The sequence below is a fragment of the Crocinitomix catalasitica ATCC 23190 genome (genome assembly GCF_000621625.1).
Taxonomy (GTDB): Bacteria; Bacteroidota; Bacteroidia; order Flavobacteriales_D; family Crocinitomicaceae; genus Crocinitomix; species Crocinitomix catalasitica.
In genome coordinates, this window is sequence record NZ_JHXV01000007.1 from 170,392 (window position 1) to 188,155 (window position 17,764).

Consider the following 17,764-nt stretch of genomic DNA (forward strand, 5'->3'; position numbering starts at 1 on the left):
AGGTTATAAATTGAATTTAAAAATAATTTTTTACGAATTATCAGATCGAAGTCAAAAGAGAAGATGGAGAGAGAACGTTGGAGTAGCACAGTAATTTCTGAAAAGTTCAATTTGAGTTTTAAGAAATTGCATTATCTTGCGGGGAATTATGGCCCAATACTCAGGTTCACAGAAAGCTAGATTAGAGCAACAAAGACGTCAACGACTATTTTATGAGCGTCAACGGGAAAAAGCTGCGAATAAAAAAGGGAAGAAGAAAAATAATGATGATACATATTTTTTCTTTGAATACTCCGAATGGCGTATGAGAAGGTTGGCTCCATTTGCCTTATTAATTCATTCATTAACAATTCTGTTTTTGCTGTCATGGTTTATTAGTGCACGGTCTTATGAAGTCAGTAATTTTCATTTTAATGGAATCGGAGAAGTAGAAATACCAGCAGATAATGGTCTTTATAAGTTTAATATTAAACAGAATTTACCAACAGATAAAGCTCCTTTATATTCCGAATTGGAAATTGAAATTTTAGACGAAAATTTTGATCATGTTTATTCTGTTTATAAAGATTTATGGCAAGAATTACATCAAGATGAAAATTATAGAACTAAATTATATAGTGATTTGAATGTTGAATTTAAGTTAGAGCTGCAAAAAGCAGGTATTTATCACATTCGAACGATAAGTCATAATAATAACTATGGTTTGTTTACAGCGAAAGTAAGTAAAATGGTTTTTGGAGGTATGTATTTTCCATTCTACAGTATACTCTTTGGGGTATTGTCTGTTCTACTTTTTTTTGCGTCACCAAATTTGGGATCTCTTTCGGATATGTTGGCAGTCTTGCCTAAGTTGAGAAGTTGGAAACAGAATAGAGCATTTCATTATGCATTAGGTGTGGCTTTAGTTTTATTCATTGGCTGTTGGGTTGCCGCATTTAATAATTATGGTTTTGCTTCTGGTGGAGATGAAACAGTATTGCCCACTTATTTTTTTCGTAATAACGCAGTAACATATTTAGGATGATATCATTAATAAAAAGATTATTTGGAATTCGTAATGCAAACAAAGATACAACTGATACAAAAATTGACTTTGATATTCCTGATTTAAAGAAGGGGTACATATTTGATTATGATATGAGTAGTTGGGAAGTTGAAGATGTCGTTGTGTATACCTGGGATAATGGGGTAAAGGACTTAGAATTCAATATTTTTAATGGTAAAGATAAAATGTACCTTAATTACGAAAAGGTGGGCAGTCAAGTGAGTATTTTTTGGGAAGCAAAATTAAATGATGTTTGGGCAGAGGCAAGGAATAATATTCGCAAAAAGGTAGATATTTCAGAGCGCGAATTCAAGTATAAAGGTAATACCTATTATTTCGCTGGAGAAGGTTCTGCAAAAGTAAGTTCATCTACAGAAACCTTTCATATGCAGAATTGGTTATTTCAAACGGATTCAGATGATTCGCTAGTTTCAATAAATAAATATGAGGATAACTCGATGGAAGTTTACGTTGGTAAAAAACTCAAGCTACACGAAATAAGTAATATACTTCCGCGATAATGCAAATACGAAAAATCATATTGTTTATAGTCTTATCAATCTTGATGATTGCATGTGGCGGAAAGGTTTTACCGGTGAATCCCATCAAAATAATGAAGGATAAATTCAAAGAGAAAGAAGCTTATACTATTACACTTTATGACATGGATTTACGCGAAGGAAACTATGTTCATAGATATAAAATATTTGAACCAAAAGAAGGTTCGAAAGTCAATATAGAAACAACAGATTGGACAACTGTAGACGATGATTTTTTCTTACTACATGTCGATAATTTAGGGATGGAAATTTTTTCAAAGAACCGAGATGGTTTATACAATAATTTGGTTACTCCTCCAGGGTTTAGCCATTTTGTTGGGCATGATAAATATGGCCAATGGTCATCGTTATCAACTACTCAGAGTACGGATAGTTCTCGTGTTTGGCGTTTTCATGAATCAAATGGCGAATCAGTTTTAGAAAGAGAACTTGGTTTGGCAGGATTAAATATCACCAAAGGGGAATACGACCGTTTTCTTGATAAATACCAGTTAAACCGACCGTTTTACGGGGACCAAATCGCAAAAGATTCGACAAAATACGGAACAAGTAGTAGACATTGGTTTTTAATGCGACCTATGTTTTATACGAGAAGATTAACTAAAAAGAATTTTGATAAACCATACCGTGGATCATACTCGTCGAGTACAAGAGGTGGTGGAGGATTCGGTAAATAAAATATTATGGAAAAAGAATTAGCGTTTGCTTGGCAATCGGGTTTGTTTTTAATTATCTGTCTTGGATTATTTTTTATTGCAAAGCTGATATTTAAGATGTTTAACCCTAAAATTAACTTAGGATCAGAACTAGTAGACAAAGACAATACAGCATTTTACATTGTTTACATTTGCTACTTCTTAGGGTTTTTATTGATTGTTGGTGGAATAATGAACAGTGAAAGTAGTGGGCATTTTTTGCAAGAAATAACCTATACCTTGGCTTATGGATTAGTTGGTGTTTTTTTATTAAACATCATCACTATCATCATGGATAGATTCGTGCATACGTCTCTTAAATTATGGGATGAAGTAATAGAAAAAACGAATATTGCAATCGGTGTTCTAAAAGGAGGGAATTATCTAAGTGCGGGGATTATTATTAGCGGTGTAATGTTAACCGAAGTGGATAGACCGATACAAGCGGCGGTATTTTTAGTTTTTGCTTTGGTGATCGCGTCAATAGGTTTTGTGTATTATAATTTGACGACACCTTTTAATGCTAAAACCGAAATTTATAAAGGAAATATAGCGGTTGCAATCAGTGCAGCTGGTGCTCAGGTGGCATTTGCTATATTGATTTATGCAGGTTTTCAAATTGAACATACTTCTTGGGTCGATTCTTTAATCAGTATTGGTATTGATGTATTGGGTGGAATTATCATCCTTCCATTGATTCGTTTGATTGTAGAAAAGGCGTTTATTTCTAAGCACAGAAAAATAACGGATGAAATGATTAATCAAGATGTACCGAATGTGGGGTTAGGTATGTTTGAAGCAGGAGCCTATATTGGAGGGGCTCTACTTTTCATATGGTGTTGGAATTTGTAATTGATTAGTTGTGAAGAAAATCGATTATTCTAGGTTACTCAAAGTTTCCATTTTTGCAACAGGCCTTTCTGGTATTGTTGCTGAATATGTATTGGCAACTACAGCTTCATACTTCCTTGGTGACTCTGTTTTTCAATGGACCATTATTTTATCTCTCATGCTTTTCTCTATGGGGTTGGGTAGTCGGTTCAGTAAAAAAATTGAATCAAATCTTATCGAATCGTATATTTTACTAGAGTTTTTATTGTCACTCATTACTTCTTTCTCTGTTATATTTCTATACGGATTAATGCCTGTCATTTCTAGTTTAGATGTTGTTATTTATGGTTTGAGTATGTTGGTAGGATTCTTAATTGGAATTGAAATCCCCCTTGTAACACGAATTAATAGCGAATACGAGGGGCTAAAAACCAATATCTCTGGTATGATGGAGAACGACTATTATGGGAGTTTAGTTGGAGGTTTATTTTTTGCTTTTATAGGCATCCGTTTTTTAGGTTTGACCTATACACCTTTCGTTGTAGGTGGTGTTAATTTGATGGTTGCAATCATTCTATTGTTCTCATTTACCAAATTTATTTCTAAAATTAATGCAAAGAAATTAAGGATATTAGGAGGGGTGATCACAACAATATTTATACTTGGAATTGTATTTTCAAATCCAATCGTTGAGTATGGAAATCAAAGTCGATTTGGTGAAAAGGTAGTCTTTACGGAGCAAACACCCTATCAGCAAATTACCATTACACAATGGAAAGATGATTATCAACTTTATTTAAACCAAGGAAAGCAGTTGAGTACTTTTGACGAATGGTTATATCATGAACCGCTAGTGCATCCTGTTATGTCTTTGGTGAAGGGCGAGGTTGATGTTTTGATAATGGGCGCAGGTGATGGTTGTGCCATTCGAGAGCTATTAAAGCACGATCGTGTGAAGTCAATTACACTTGTCGATTTAGATTCGGCTATGACGAATTTAGGGAGAGAACACCCTATATTTAGAAAACTCAATCAAGATGCCTTCTTCTCTAAAAAAGTGAAAGTAATTAATACTGATGCCTTCCATTATTTAGAGTCAAGTCCTATATTTTTTGATGTAATAATTGCCGATTTTCCTGATCCACGGACAGTAGAATTGAATAAGTTATATAGTTATGAATTTTATAAGCTTTGTGGACATCGCTTAAGGCCAAATGGTGCATTTATTACGCAATCTACAAGTCCATATTATACAACACATACATTTCGTTGTATAAATAAAACACTCCAAAAGGCTGGTTTTAATACATTGCCTATTCACAATCATGTATATTCGTTTGGTGAATGGAGTTGGATTATTGGGTCTAAAAACTTGAGTTCGAACCAAATTAAAACGACGATTCAGAAAGCTGATATATCTAAAATTGACAAGTTAAAATGGATGACCAAAGAGTCTTTGTTACTTATCACATCTTTTGGTAAGGACTTAATTGAAGTGGATACATCAAAAATAGAATTCAATACAATACACAATCCAGTAGCTTATAAATATTATGAAAAAGGAGATTGGTCATTCGAGTTTTAAACAAACGAATTGGCTGATGTCTTCTTGGGCTGATGTCTTCATTCTTTTTGTTCCTGTTTGGCTTTTATGGGTCATTTTCTTCTCGAATGCAAGCTATTTTCAGTCAGTGGAATTGCCGGTTTGGGCTTGGGTTGTATTCGTGTTGGGTATTGATGTAAGTCACGTATGGAGTTCGTTATTCAGAACATATTTGGTAAAAGAAGATTTTCAACAACACCGTAAATTATTATTGCTTACGCCAATTCTTGCACTGATTGCAAGTGTCTTATTACTGAGTTTTGCAATGGATTGGTTTTGGCGTGTAATGGCTTATGTTGCAGTTTTTCATTTCATCAAACAACAATTTGGGTTTGTGGCTCTGTATAAATTGAAAGTCGGTGAAGTTCGAAAACAAATAATATCCGACAAAAAAATCATTTATTTAGCGACGGTTTATCCAGTGCTATATTGGCATTTTAATTCCACTGCAAAGTTCAATTGGTTTGTTCGAAACGATTTTATTCCTTTATATAAATTGTTTCCTAGTCAAGATATGATGTTACAATTTTTTCAAGTGATGAATGTCTTATATTGGGGGGTAATCGCATTTTGGTTAGTCTTTGAAATAAAAGCATTCGTAAAGAAGGAGAAAGTGTCGTTGGGTAAGATTTTATGGGTGCTAACAACAGCACTAAACTGGTGGTTTGGCATTGTTTATTATAATTCGGATGTAATTTTTAGTGTCTCAAATGTCGTTGCGCATGGTATTCCGTATATCGCTCTTATTTATTATTATAACCTCAAAAAAGAGGAGATAATAACAAAACAATCATCAAGTTTAAAGCGGAAAATAAAATGGGTCATTGCCTTATTGGTTACAATTCTAATAGCAGCCTTAATCGAAGAGTATTTTTGGGATATGTTTATTTACAGAGAACACATCGCTTTTTTTGAGAATATTCATCCGTATCGTTGGGATCAGCTGGCGAATGAATGGGGTATTATTGTAGGTGTCGCAATTCTAGCATTGCCTCAACAAGTACATTATATTATTGATGGTTTTATATGGAAAATGAATGGTAAGAATCAATATCTAAAACCAATTTTTAAATCGAAAGATGAATCGTAGAGGTTTTATTCAGATATCGAGTGTTGCTGCTTTGCCAATCTTACTTGGAATTTTTCCAAGGAATAAAGGCAAGCAAGTACCGTATAAAATTAATGTCCGTTCAAATCGATCATTCGGTCATTTACTGCGTGAAAAAGCAAATGTAAAGCCTACCTCAACCTTAAGTACAGACTTTATTATTGTCGGTGGCGGTGTTGCAGGTATTGCTGCTGCAACGGTTTTAAGAGATCAAGATTTTTTATTGTTCGAAGGGGATGATAGGTTAGGAGGTTCGTCAGCAAGCGCTTCATGGAAAACAACAGAATTTGCAACCGGAGCACATTACGAATTGGCTTATCCTGAAACATTTGGTCAAGAAGTTATTGCATTACTTCGGGAATTAGATATTATTTCGTTTAATTCGGAGACCGCGCTTTACGAGTTTAATGATAAGGCATATATAATTTCTGGAGATGAAATGGAGCAGTGTTTCAATGGAGAACTTCTATTAAGTGAGGTAATGGAAGCTGCAGAAGGAATTCAAGATTTTAACAAAGCTTTAAAACCATTTATCGGTCAAATGCATCTACCAACGCGTTTAATAGGGGAGGAATATCAGTATCTGAATGCATTAAGTTTTAAGGATTTTTTAGAAGGCCAATTCGATTTGTCAGCAGACTTATCCCAACGAATTAGTTACCAGATGTTAGATGATTGGGGTGCTCAAATAGATGAGGTTTCGGCATTAGCGGGAATACATTATTATACATGTCGACCATACAATACTAAGGATGTGGAATTATTCTCTGCTCCAAACGGAAATGCATATTTTACAGAAAAGATGATTGGACTGTTGTCCAATCCAGAAGCTTTTGTCACAAACACGTTTGTGAGAAGCGTTCGAGAGACAGCAGATGGAGTAGAAGCAGAGGTCTTGAATAAAAATGGATCAATTCAACTCGTAAAAGCTAAGGGCTTGATATATGCGGGTCAGAAACATGCCTTAAAATATATTTTGGCGCAAGAAGAGTCGCGGTTTCAAAATTCGTATGCCCCATGGCTCGTTTTAAATATCGTTTGTCGTAAAGGCGTTGATTTTGAAAAATGGCAGAATGATATTATTACACCTGAATTACAGTTCTTAGGTTTTATAAACTCGTCAAAACAACATGCAAGACCTTCTGAATTTGATGTCTTTACGGCTTATTATTGTTTTAAGGAAGAGGATCGAGGTAAACTTGTTGAAATTGAAAAGAATCCTGATGAGTTTGTAGCAGGAACGATTGCGCTAATAGAAGAAGAAACAGGAACAGCTTTAAGTGATTTTGTTGCTTATGTAAATGTGAATGTATTAGGGCATGCTATGCCGATCGCTAAGCCTGGTTATTTAAGTTTTAATGATGTGCCTTCATTTTCAGATCGTATTGTTTATGCGGGGGTAGATACAGGACGTTTACCATTATTCTTCGAAGCATGTGATTCAGGATTACAAGCAGGAGAGAAAATTTTAAATAATATAACTAAAAATAAAGCAAACGAATTGTGAAAGCAGAATTATATAGTTTGAGATGTTGGGTAAAGGAGAGCGATGCAGAATTATTAAAAAATGGTTTAGGGTCGTTGTTGGATCGTTGTACATTCGAAAAATTAGGATTCGTTGAACATTATTTTCAACCGCAAGGTTATACTTGTTTGTGGCTGTTAGGAGAAAGTCATTTAGCAGTGCATACTTATCCTGAACACAATAAAGCTTATATCGAATTAACAAGTTGTGTTAAAGAAAAGAATGATCTATTTATGGAGTTAATCAGTCAGATATTCGCCTCCATAACAGGTATTAAAATTGACAAGTCGGAGTGAGTGAATTTCGAGCCGGAATAAATTCTAATTGTTGAATTTTATAATACACCTCCCAATCATTTGCTCTATTAGTAAAAGCTGAATTATATTTATTTAATAGATGATCATTAAGGCGAACTTCTATATTAATAAAACTACCAATATAGAACTTATCGATTGATTTAGAATAGAGAATATACACAATGGCCATTCTGACAAAATAAGCAATTCTTTTAAAAACAAAAAACCTCAGCTTCTAAGGGCTGAGGTTTTTCTACTTGTCTGAATTGGAAGCTCATCCAAGGTATTTTTAATAATAAATAAGCCTGACCGCAGTCAGGCTTTTAGTACTCGAGGCGGGACTTGAACCCGCACGTCCTAATGGACACAAGATTTTAAGTCTTGCGTGTCTACCAATTCCACCACTCGAGCAACAATACTCTTTTTATCTCTTGTGTGTCTACCATCCCGATAGCTATCGGGACCACACTCGAGCAACAATACTCTTTTTATCTCTTGTGTGTCTACCATCCCGTTAGCTATCGGGACCACACTCGAGCAACAATACTCTTTCTTTGTGTTTAATCTCCCAAACGTTCTCAGGATAACACTTTGCAAAAATACTCTTTTTTCGACTTAATGCAATGTTTTAATAACATTAATTTAAGTTGAATTTTGATCGGGTAGATCCCGGTTAAACCGGGATAACCTCCACTGTGAGCGGGAGACGGGGCTCAAACCCGCGACCTCCACCTTGGCAAGGTGGCGCTCTATCAACTGAGCTACTCTCGCTTATAATTTTCAACAAAATTCGCTCTATCATCCCGACAGCTATCGGGAGAGCTACTCTCGCTTATAATTTTTCTGTTTCGTCTTTTTTGACCGTGATCAAGTTTCAACTAAACTGAAAGAATCGTTTTTCTTTCGGGCGACAAATATAGTAGTAATTGTTTAATTACAAAACACATTTTCAAAAAAAAATGAAGAATATTTTTATTTCAAATGTTTTGCATGTAATTGATGAATCATACCATCTGATAATCCGATCTTTGGCACAAACAATCGTTTGACTTCCATTTGATTTAAAATTGTTAAAAATATTTGAGCCGCTGGAACAATCACATCTGCTCTATCGGGTTTTAATTGGTATTTAATAATTCTCTCATCAAAACTCAACGATTTTAAGTCGTCATAAAGTGTGTTGAACTCTTTAATACCGATTGGTAAACTACCTTTTTTACCTAAAATTTTATGAATTTTATTAATATTTCCACCGGTGGCAAATACATTATATTTTTTATTCGGCTTAATATTTTTGCTTAACCAATCTGACATGTCCTCCCATGTTTCCGTTGGAACTTTATCTTTTAAAATTCGAATGGTGCCTATTTGGAATGATTTTGAGCAAATTTTTTCGCCCTTATAGAAAATAGAAATCTCAGTACTACCTCCGCCAACATCTATGACAATAAAAGGCTTATTCATATTAAAATCAAGCAAAAGAAAAGACGTGAAGATGATATCTCCTTCTTCTTCTCCATCAATTATTTCAATATTAACGCCGGTTTCTTGAGCGATCATTTTCTGAATAGCTTTTCCATTCGATGCTTCACGCATAGCAGAAGTCGCACATGCACGCAGATCTTTCACATGAAAGACTTCAGAAATTAACTTAAAAGCCAACATTGATTTTTTAAATTCTTCGGCTTTATTTTTGGAAATTTTACCATTTTCAAATACATCCATCCCCAATCTTAAAGGAATACGTGTATATGATATTTTTTTCACGAAGGCAAAACCTCTGTCATTTGTAACTTCTCCAATTAATAATCGTGCGGCATTGGTACCTATATCTATCGCTCCAAAATGCATTTATTTAAGCTTTTCTTTAAAATATTTATAAATCTCTACTTGTGCGCTGTATTTAGTTTTAACAACTGATTTTACGTTTTTGTTCGATTGGGTAACATCAATCTCACGCGCTTTCTGATTGTCCATTAGACAAGCATCAAGCATAAATTTAAGATCTTTTTGGACTTTTGGATCGTAAATGGGCACAGTAACTTCAATTCTGCGATCTAAATTCCTTGTCATCCAATCTGCAGAGGATATATAATACTTATTATCGGCTCCGTTTTTAAAATAAATGATTCTTGTATGTTCTAAATATTGTCCAACAATACTGCGTATTTTGATATTTTCACTTTGCTTGGGGATACCTGGAACTAAAGCACAGATTCCTCTTATAATACCGTCAATTTTAACGCCGGCATTAGAAGCCTCGTAAAGTTTTTTTATGATTTTACTGTCTACCAAATTGTTCAATTTGATGATGATATGCGCTTCTTCTCCTTTCTTAGCGAATTCTATTTCGCGATCAATCATCGCATTTAACTTCCTGCGAATATTAAATGGTGATACCAATAATTCCCTGAAAACACTTCGATCTATATTGTTCTTGAATATTTTGAAAATCTTTTCTACTTCTCTTGTGATGGAAGGATTCGCAGTCAATAACGAACAGTCGGTATAAATTTTGGCAGTTTTTTCATGAAAATTCCCCGTACCAATATGTGCAATGCTCTGTGTTTTATTCCCTGTCTTGCGTTTGATAATGAAAAGTTTGGAATGTACTTTCATATTTGGAATACCAAATAATACATTTACGCCATTGTCTTCTAGTACGTTCGACCAATAAATATTATTCGTTTCATCAAATCGGGCTTTTAATTCGATAATAGCCGTCACCTTCACACCGTTCTGCGCAGCACTTATTAATGCATTAATAATATGTGAATTTGAAGCGACCCTGTATAGGTTTATTTTGATAGAAACCACTTTAGGATCAATCGCTGCTTCACGTAAAACATCAATTATGTATTGGAACGATTGGAAAGGGAATGTCAACATAACATCCTCAGAAAGGATGTGTTTTAATAAAGATGTATCTAGGTCTTTTAATTGAGGATGTGAAAGTGGTTTGGTTGGTTTAAACGTAAATTGCTTTTCGCCAAAGCTTGGGAATTCCATAAAATCCTTGAAATTATGATATTTACCCCCAGGAATAATGTTTCCTCCGGCTTTCAATTTTAATGCGTCCATCAAATATTGCAGTACATCAATAGGCATTGCAGCATCGAAAACAAAACGAACGGTATCACCTTCTTTTCGCATTTCAATACTGTCCTGCATCTTCTCGACATAACTTTTAGAAATGTCTTCGTCGACCTCTAATTCTGCATCTCTAGTGATCTTAAATGCATTGGCCTTTATTTCATCATAGCTAAAAATGGAAAATATTTCTTTTAAGTTAAATCGGATGATATCGTCTACTAAGATTAATTTTTTTGGTGCCCCTTCCTGTGTTGGGATAATAATGAAACGACTGCAACTAGCAGGAATTTCAATTAAGGCATATTTAGTTTTTGACTTGGCAAAATTGGTCATGCGCACAGCCAAATAATTTCCGCCATCTTTTAATTGAGGAAAGGCGATCTTATCAGAAAGCATAATCGGTACAATCAATGGTCGAACACGTTCTCTAAAAAAGGATTGTGTAAATAATTGCTCCTCATCGTTTAAATGATTTTCATCCGTTTGCAAGATGTGAAGCTGCTTTAATTCCTTTAGAATCTTTTCATATGCTAAAGCAAAAGTCCGCTGTTGATCAATTACAACATTCTTAATTGCTGCAAGTAATTCTGTTGGGGTACCATTAAATCCTTCAACGGTTTTCTTACCAATCAAAATTAATCTTCGAACGGATGCAGCGCGAACGCGATAAAATTCATCCATGTTGTTCGAGTAAATTCCTAAAAACCTGATGCGCTCAACAATTGGATTGGATGGGTCTAACGACTCCTGCAAAACTCTTTCATTGAAGGATAGCCAGCTTAATTCACGATTGAATAACTTCATTTAATTAATAGCGATAAATTTAACTTATTTTAAAAACGATCTTTTATAAAATAAAAACACCAGCTAACAAATTAGCTGGTGTTTTCACCTCAAAAAACTATGTTTCCATGAAAAAACATATTCAAAGTTAAAGTAAAAAACTTATTAACCAAATTTATTGAGATTATTTTACAGTTATATTTTTGTTTTCTGATGTTATTCGACCAAAACAGTACGTTTGCGACTGATGCTTACTGCACTAAAAAATTACAACCACGTAAATCAGCATTGTCGTAACGTCCAAGGATTTCAATATGGTCTCCAGTTATCTTACCTAAGTCTTGTGTTTCTATAAAAGCACAAGAATGAATATTAGCAAGGTCTATAATATTAATCCCGCCTGATTTCCGTTGGGTATAGTTAAAAGGATCATTGTATTCGCGCGTGAAAAACTTCATCCAAGGTGGGCAAGAAAATTGTGTGCCTGTGCTATAAGCCTGAGATAATAATTCGGTCATTCCATATTCCGAATAAATTTCTTTGACATTGAATCCCGCTTTTAAGGTTTCATGCAAAACATCCTTCGTCAATTCTTTTCTTTTGCCTTTCATTCCCCCTGTCTCTAATATGATACATCCGGAAAGATCTGGATGATATTCCTCTAAAAGATCAAGTAAGGCATAAGTAACGCCGAAGAGTATTATTTTTTTATCCTTATTATCTGCTATGATTTGCAATAATTTTTCATCTTCATTTAAAAAAAAGCCACTCTCACTATATTGAGATGCTTGAATTAAATGATCAACCATATAAATCAATGATGAACCTGTCCGTTCTAAATATGAAGGTAATAATCCTAGAAAAATATAATCTTTAGGATCTCCAAAATATGCTGTAAAGTATTGCATAAAAGAGATTTCATATAACTTCAGATCGAATATCTCATGTCGGCTATTAATGCCACCTGTACCGCTACTAGTAAAAACAATTTCTGGTTCTCCTTCAAAGCATTTTACATCGTGTGTTTTGAAAAAAGAAATGGGAAGAAAAGGAATTTTAGAATAATGATCAATGTTATTCTTTTCTATTTTGATCAAATCGCAATAATCATGATATACAGCATTGTTAGCATATTGGAAGTGGAATAAATCCAAAGCCATTTTATTGAAGCTAGCATCAGAATCGATCTCAAAAATTTTATTTGGATGCCAAGGTAATTTATATGAATTATTTTCGTTCAAATTTTATTGGTAACTTTATTATCGCAAATTGCTATTGATGAGAACAAAATTAGTTTTTATTTTTTCCTTTATCGCTACGATATCAATTCTTTCTTCTTGTTTTAAGAATGAAGAATATCCGAACGAGCCAATTATTTCGAATCCTCAAGTGTTTTTCTCGGGAGATAGTTTGAAATTAACATTCGACTTTACTGATGGTGATGGTGATATTGGATTGGATCCGGATGAACTAGATTCACCTTTTGACGCAGATTCATATTTCTACTATAATCTTTATATTGATTATTTTGAGAAAGACGATGAAGATGGATGGGTGAGGGGCTTAGATTTTTTAGGCGATTCTATTTCGTTTAAATACCGCATAAAACCGATAATTGTTAAAGGGAAGGCACGTGGAATAAAAGGAACAACAGAGGTTTATATTAACGAGTTTTATAATAAATTATCTGACGATTCTGACACGATAAAGTACCAGATTTCTTTTATCGATAAAGCACTAAATATTAGTAATATCATAGAAACAAACGAAATTCTACCTTGAGTCTAATTTTTAGATTAATTTAGTTCTTGTTTTTGTAAAGTCATTTATGCTCATCTACATTTTGTCTCGAGGTGCCAATTTATATTCGACTACTCGATTGTATCAAGCGGCTTTTGCCAAAAAGCATAATGTGCGGATTATCGATCATATGCATTGTGATCTTTTAATAGAAGACGGGATTTATAAAGTGATTTTTAACGGAGAAGTACTCATTCGTCCAGACGCAGTAATAGCGAGAATTGGAAGTTCGAATACTTATTATGGAACCACTGTTGTAAAGCATTTTGAGGAGATGAAAGTCCCCGTTTATAATACTTCAAAAGGAATTTTAGCATCCAGAGATAAGTTCAGGTCGATGCAAATTCTGGCAGCGAGTAAAATAAGAATTCCAAAGACTTACTTTTCGTACGATTTACATCAAGCAGAACGCATCATTGCTCAAAAATTTAATTACCCTGTAATCGCAAAATTGATTGAAGGAACGCAGGGAGCAGGTGTTTATTTATTGAACAATCAAATTGAAGCAAATAATGCTTTTAACAAGTTTATTTCTGATAATACTAAAGTGTTGTTGCAAGAATTTATTGCCGAATTTAAAGGGAAAGACATTCGTGCTTTTGTTATTGGCGGAAAAGTAGTCGCAGCAATGATGAGGATCGCTGAAGGAGATGAATTTCGGTCGAATTTACACCGAGGTGGTAGGGGGGAGAAAATTGTATTGTCTGAAGAGGAAAAAGAAATGGCCGTTCGCTCTGTAAAAGCATTGGGATTAAAAATAGGTGGTGTTGATATTTTAAGATCTAAAAAAGGATCGATGGTGATTGAGGTGAATTCGTCGCCTGGATTAGAAGGAATTGAAGCAGTTACAGAAATAGCGGTGGCAGATAAAATAATAACATATATAGAAGAACATATTTAAATAAATTATGGAATTAAATGGTCGAATAATTAATCCTGGAGAAAGATGTGTGGTACAGATTCCTGTTGCCAATTTACCATCTGGAACGGAGATTAATTTACATGCACATGTCTTTAATAGTAAAGAGCCTGGGCAAACAATTTTATTAACTGGCGGCGTTCATGGTGACGAAATTAATGGCATCGAAATTGTTCGACGTGCTATTAAATCACCTAAAGTTAGAAACCTTAAAAGAGGAACTATTATTGCCATTCCACTGGTGAATGTTTATGGATTTATAAATTTTTCACGTGCTTTTCCTGACGGGAAAGATGTAAATAGAAGTTTTCCGGGAACAAAGAATGGATCATTGGCATCGCGAATAGCATATACGTTTACGAATAAAATTCTTCCACATGCCGACTATTGTATGGATTTTCATACTGGTGGAAGGAGTATCTATAATTATCCGCAAGTACGATTCGATAAAAAAGATTTATTGAGTAAAGAATTGGCGCAAACATTCGAGATGCCTTATTTAATTGAATCATCTCATATATCGAATTCGTTGCGTAAAACTGCTTTTTCTAAAAATATTCCGATGATTGTTTTTGAAGGTGGTGAATCTTCTCGAATAGATGAGTACTCAATTAGCGAAGCATTAAAAGGAATTGAAAGAGTATTGGTTGAAAAAGGAATGATAGAAAAGGAGATTGTTAAAGGCGAGTCCAAAGAAATACATGAAAAATCGTGGGTTAGGGCTAATAAATCTGGAATTTTTATCGCAAAAAAGCTATCAGGAGACTATGTAGAGAAGGGAGATGAATTAGGCGCAATTACAGATCCTAATAATTCTTATCAAAGTAAAGTCACTGCTAAAGCTGCAGGTTATATTTTTGGACACAATAATAACCCCGTTGTAAATAAGGGAGATGCCCTTTATCATATTGGTAATATTTAATATTTAAGATGGATTTTATACTGTACAATGTTTCAAAAGAAACGATAAAAGATTTTAATACTTTTCTGAACGAACTGAATGGAATTGTTCAATTGATTTCGGTGGTTGATGCACCTGGATTGGCGAACGTACCTTTGGTGAGTGATGACAATAAAATATTCCGATTTACAGCCAGTGAAAACGATTATACAATTGATTTTTATGGGGAGATTTTAGCCGAGGAAAAAGTGGTGGATTTTGGACTAAAATTCAAAAATAAGTCGATTTTCTCTGTCAATGCTGTTGAGAAATTGGGTGGTGCTTTTAATATTGCTTTCAAGTTGAATACAGACAATGAGTCTACCATTCGACAAGAGATTGAGCGCACATTTATTGAGATGGATGAGCCGATTAACTTCGATCATCAGGCCGCAGAAATACCGTCTGAATTAAACACAACTGTTGAAACGAATAGCATACCTGTCCCTGTAAGCACTGTAGATAATGATGTGCAGGCGGTTGCAAATAATGCTGAGGCATTAGTTGAAGAAGTAGATTTCGAAATAAATCAATTCGATTTAGGGGATGACTTGATTTTAAAATTGAATGCAGCTGCACATGATTTAACAAGAGGTGCAGCACCAGAATTTAGTGTAAGTCAATTGAAAGAAACAACTTTAGAGAACGGTGCGAATATTAAATTAGTGGACTTAGAAAATAGTACGCATAAACTAATTTATCGAAACGGTAGTCTTGGTGATTTGTCTGAGATTAGCTTTTTTGTTGAGACGAAATCAGCAGATTTAATTGCTGAGGTTTATTTAAGTTCTGAAGGTCGTGCAAGATTCATTTCAAACTATCAAAATAAAGCGGGGAATATTAAAACAATACGCGCTATTATTGGGTTGTAGTTGTTAGGTTATAGTTTTTCATAATTGTGATTAAAATAGTTTAAATCATTGACTTCCGTTAACAACCTTGTGAAACTTTACAACTAACCCCTAACCCCTCGTCCTTCGAAGCCATAGCGTAGGAGGAACTAACCACTAACCGACTACAACAAAAACTCTAACACCGTATTATAAAACTCTTCAGGCGCTTCGGCATGAATCCAATGGCCAGATTCTTCGATTGTATAAATAGTAGAATTCGGAAATTTCGTTTTAATATCCTCAAAATCCGATGCAACAATATAATTCGATTTTCCACCACGCATAAATAGTGTATTGGTCACAATTCTATCGAATTCAATCGCGTCAACAATAGATTCTATCTCCCTTGTTAATACAGGGATATTAATACGCCACCCCAATTGGCCTTTTTCAACCCAATATAAATTCTTCAATAAAAATTGTCGTACACCGATTTCTGGAATGGAATCCGCCAATATTTTATCCGCCGCACCTCTTGATTTAACAACAGAAAGGTCAATCGAATTTAAGCCGCCTAAAATGGCATCATGATGTAAAGGATATTTTTTATGACCGATATCAGCGACAACCATTCTGTCAATGCGTTCGGGATACAAAGCTGCAAAACCAATAGCTGTTTTTCCACCCATCGAATGGCCCAATAAATTGAATTTATCCAATCCTAAATCATCTACCAATTCCTTTAAATCAGCAACCATTAAATCATAACTAAACGAATCGCTATGCGGTGAATGTCCGTGATTTCTTTGGTCAACAAAATAAACCGTGAAATGTTCTGCAAATTTTTTGCCTAATGTTTGCCAATTGTCGGCAGAACCAAAAAGACCATGTAGAATAATTAACGGTTCACCTTCTCCTATTTTTCGGTAGTGTAATTTCATTTATTGTATTATTAAAGCCTGCTTGTACATGCGCACTGTATTTTCTAAACCTAAGTATAGCGCATCTGCCACCAATGCATGTCCAATTGAAACTTCGTCAATTGCAGGAATTTCTGATATAAAATAATTAAGATTATCTAAATTTAAATCATGACCAGCATTTAAGGCCAGACCATTTTTTAGTGCAATTTCTGCAGCTGCTTTATAAGGAGCAATTGCTTTTGCTTTATCAGCATGAAAATTTGCGGCATATGTTCCAGTATAAAATTCAATTCTATCTGTTCCAATAGAGGCAGCACCTTCAATTAAAGCACGATCAGTTTCAATAAAAATAGAGGTTCTAACACCCATACTTTGAATGGTTTTAATCAGATCCTTTAACCAATCGGCGTGTTTAACTGTGTCCCATCCAGCATCCGAAGTCAAAACATTTGGTGGATCAGGAACTAAAGTTGCTTGCGCTGGTCGAATTTTATCGATCAAATCTAAAAAGCGCTCATCAGGATATCCTTCAATATTGTACTCCGTTTTTACAACTTTCGCTAAATCAAAAGTGTCTTGCGTTGTGATATGTCTTTCATCAGGTCGCGGATGTACAGTAATTCCATCAGCACCAAACAGTTCACAATCTATAGCAACTTGCACAAGGTTTGGAAGATTACCACCTCGAGCGTTTCTAAGGGTTGCTATTTTATTTACATTCACACTTAATTTAGTCGCCATCGAAGAAAGGTTAAATTATTTCTCGTCAAATTTATAAAGTATCGCCCAATAATTAATTACATTAGCTTA

At 34.5% G+C, this 17,764-nt stretch carries 18 protein-coding genes and 2 tRNA genes; 12 read left to right on the forward strand and 8 right to left on the reverse strand.

Annotation, left to right across the window (positions count from 1 at the left end):
- The first annotated feature begins 136 nt into the window (after positions 1–136).
- The 8 genes from T367_RS0105675 to T367_RS21535 all read left to right on the forward strand — a co-directional run bounded on the left by T367_RS0105675 (position 137) and on the right by T367_RS21535 (position 7,663).
- Positions 137–1,024 (forward strand): hypothetical protein, encoded by an 888-nt coding sequence (locus T367_RS0105675; RefSeq protein WP_211252687.1) that lies wholly within the window; start codon positions 137–139, stop codon positions 1,022–1,024.
- Positions 1,021–1,566, forward strand: coding sequence for a DUF4178 domain-containing protein (locus T367_RS0105680; RefSeq protein WP_027418972.1), 546 nt, complete (start codon positions 1,021–1,023; stop codon positions 1,564–1,566). Before T367_RS0105675 ends, T367_RS0105680 begins: the two co-directional genes overlap by 4 nt.
- 92 nt (positions 1,567–1,658) lie before the next feature.
- Positions 1,659–2,282: a hypothetical protein gene (locus tag T367_RS0105685; protein ID WP_211252688.1), complete on the forward strand. Its 624-nt coding sequence runs from the start codon at positions 1,659–1,661 to the stop codon at positions 2,280–2,282.
- Positions 2,283–2,288: 6 nt separating this feature from the next.
- Complete coding sequence (locus T367_RS23715) at positions 2,289–3,152, forward strand: DUF350 domain-containing protein (protein WP_027418974.1); 864 nt, start codon at positions 2,289–2,291, stop codon at positions 3,150–3,152.
- A gap of 10 nt (positions 3,153–3,162) precedes the next feature.
- Positions 3,163–4,716, forward strand: coding sequence for a polyamine aminopropyltransferase (locus T367_RS0105695; RefSeq protein WP_211252689.1), 1,554 nt, complete (start codon positions 3,163–3,165; stop codon positions 4,714–4,716).
- Positions 4,685–5,824, forward strand: coding sequence for a hypothetical protein (locus T367_RS0105700; RefSeq protein WP_027418976.1), 1,140 nt, complete (start codon positions 4,685–4,687; stop codon positions 5,822–5,824). Before T367_RS0105695 ends, T367_RS0105700 begins: the two co-directional genes overlap by 32 nt.
- Positions 5,814–7,349 carry an NAD(P)-binding protein gene (locus T367_RS0105705; protein WP_027418977.1) on the forward strand — a complete coding sequence of 512 codons (1,536 nt, stop codon included), beginning with the start codon at positions 5,814–5,816 and terminating at the stop codon, positions 7,347–7,349. The genes T367_RS0105700 and T367_RS0105705 overlap by 11 nt, the downstream gene beginning before the upstream one ends.
- Complete coding sequence (locus T367_RS21535; protein WP_051568381.1) at positions 7,346–7,663, forward strand: S-adenosylmethionine decarboxylase family protein; 318 nt, start codon at positions 7,346–7,348, stop codon at positions 7,661–7,663. The genes T367_RS0105705 and T367_RS21535 overlap by 4 nt, the downstream gene beginning before the upstream one ends.
- Here the strand turns inward: T367_RS21535 and T367_RS25580 are convergent.
- The 6 genes from T367_RS25580 to T367_RS0105740 form a co-directional block, all read right to left on the reverse strand.
- A complete protein-coding gene (locus tag T367_RS25580; RefSeq protein WP_035842655.1) occupies positions 7,641–7,853 on the reverse strand; it encodes a GIY-YIG nuclease family protein in 213 nt (70 codons plus the stop codon). The genes T367_RS21535 and T367_RS25580 overlap by 23 nt on opposite strands.
- 137 nt (positions 7,854–7,990) lie before the next feature.
- Positions 7,991–8,074, reverse strand: a tRNA-Leu gene (locus T367_RS0105720).
- A 287-nt stretch (positions 8,075–8,361) separates the two neighbouring features.
- Positions 8,362–8,434, reverse strand: a tRNA-Gly gene (locus T367_RS0105725).
- Between the two features lie 201 nt (positions 8,435–8,635).
- Positions 8,636–9,514 carry a Ppx/GppA phosphatase family protein gene (locus T367_RS0105730; RefSeq protein ID WP_027418978.1) on the reverse strand — a complete coding sequence of 293 codons (879 nt, stop codon included), beginning with the start codon at positions 9,512–9,514 and terminating at the stop codon, positions 8,636–8,638.
- The gene (gene ppk1, locus T367_RS0105735; RefSeq protein ID WP_027418979.1) at positions 9,515–11,560 is read right to left on the reverse strand and encodes a polyphosphate kinase 1; all 2,046 of its coding nucleotides are present in this window, start codon (positions 11,558–11,560) and stop codon (positions 9,515–9,517) included.
- 230 nt (positions 11,561–11,790) lie between these two features.
- Positions 11,791–12,780 (reverse strand): LuxE/PaaK family acyltransferase, encoded by a 990-nt coding sequence (locus tag T367_RS0105740; RefSeq protein ID WP_072032164.1) that lies wholly within the window; start codon positions 12,778–12,780, stop codon positions 11,791–11,793.
- 37 nt (positions 12,781–12,817) lie between these two features.
- On the opposite strand from T367_RS0105740, the gene T367_RS0105745 reads away from it, so the two are divergent.
- The 4 genes from T367_RS0105745 to T367_RS0105760 are packed head-to-tail and all read left to right on the forward strand — an operon-like array spanning position 12,818 to position 16,070.
- Positions 12,818–13,321 carry a hypothetical protein gene (locus tag T367_RS0105745; protein ID WP_027418981.1) on the forward strand — a complete coding sequence of 168 codons (504 nt, stop codon included), beginning with the start codon at positions 12,818–12,820 and terminating at the stop codon, positions 13,319–13,321.
- 46 nt (positions 13,322–13,367) lie between these two features.
- Entirely contained in the window at positions 13,368–14,240 is an 873-nt protein-coding gene (locus tag T367_RS0105750) for an ATP-grasp domain-containing protein (protein WP_027418982.1), read from the forward strand.
- A gap of 7 nt (positions 14,241–14,247) precedes the next feature.
- Positions 14,248–15,180 (forward strand): succinylglutamate desuccinylase/aspartoacylase family protein, encoded by a 933-nt coding sequence (locus T367_RS0105755; protein WP_051568382.1) that lies wholly within the window; start codon positions 14,248–14,250, stop codon positions 15,178–15,180.
- An 8-nt stretch (positions 15,181–15,188) separates the two neighbouring features.
- On the forward strand, positions 15,189–16,070 hold the full coding sequence (locus tag T367_RS0105760; RefSeq protein WP_027418984.1) for a hypothetical protein: 882 nt from the start codon (positions 15,189–15,191) through the stop codon (positions 16,068–16,070).
- 143 nt (positions 16,071–16,213) lie between these two features.
- On the opposite strand, the gene T367_RS0105765 is transcribed toward T367_RS0105760, so the two are convergent.
- Positions 16,214–16,972 (reverse strand): alpha/beta fold hydrolase, encoded by a 759-nt coding sequence (locus tag T367_RS0105765; RefSeq protein ID WP_027418985.1) that lies wholly within the window; start codon positions 16,970–16,972, stop codon positions 16,214–16,216.
- Positions 16,973–17,695, reverse strand: a complete 723-nt coding sequence (locus T367_RS0105770; RefSeq protein ID WP_027418986.1) for a pyridoxine 5'-phosphate synthase — start codon at positions 17,693–17,695, stop codon at positions 16,973–16,975.
- Positions 17,696–17,764: the final 69 nt, after the last annotated feature.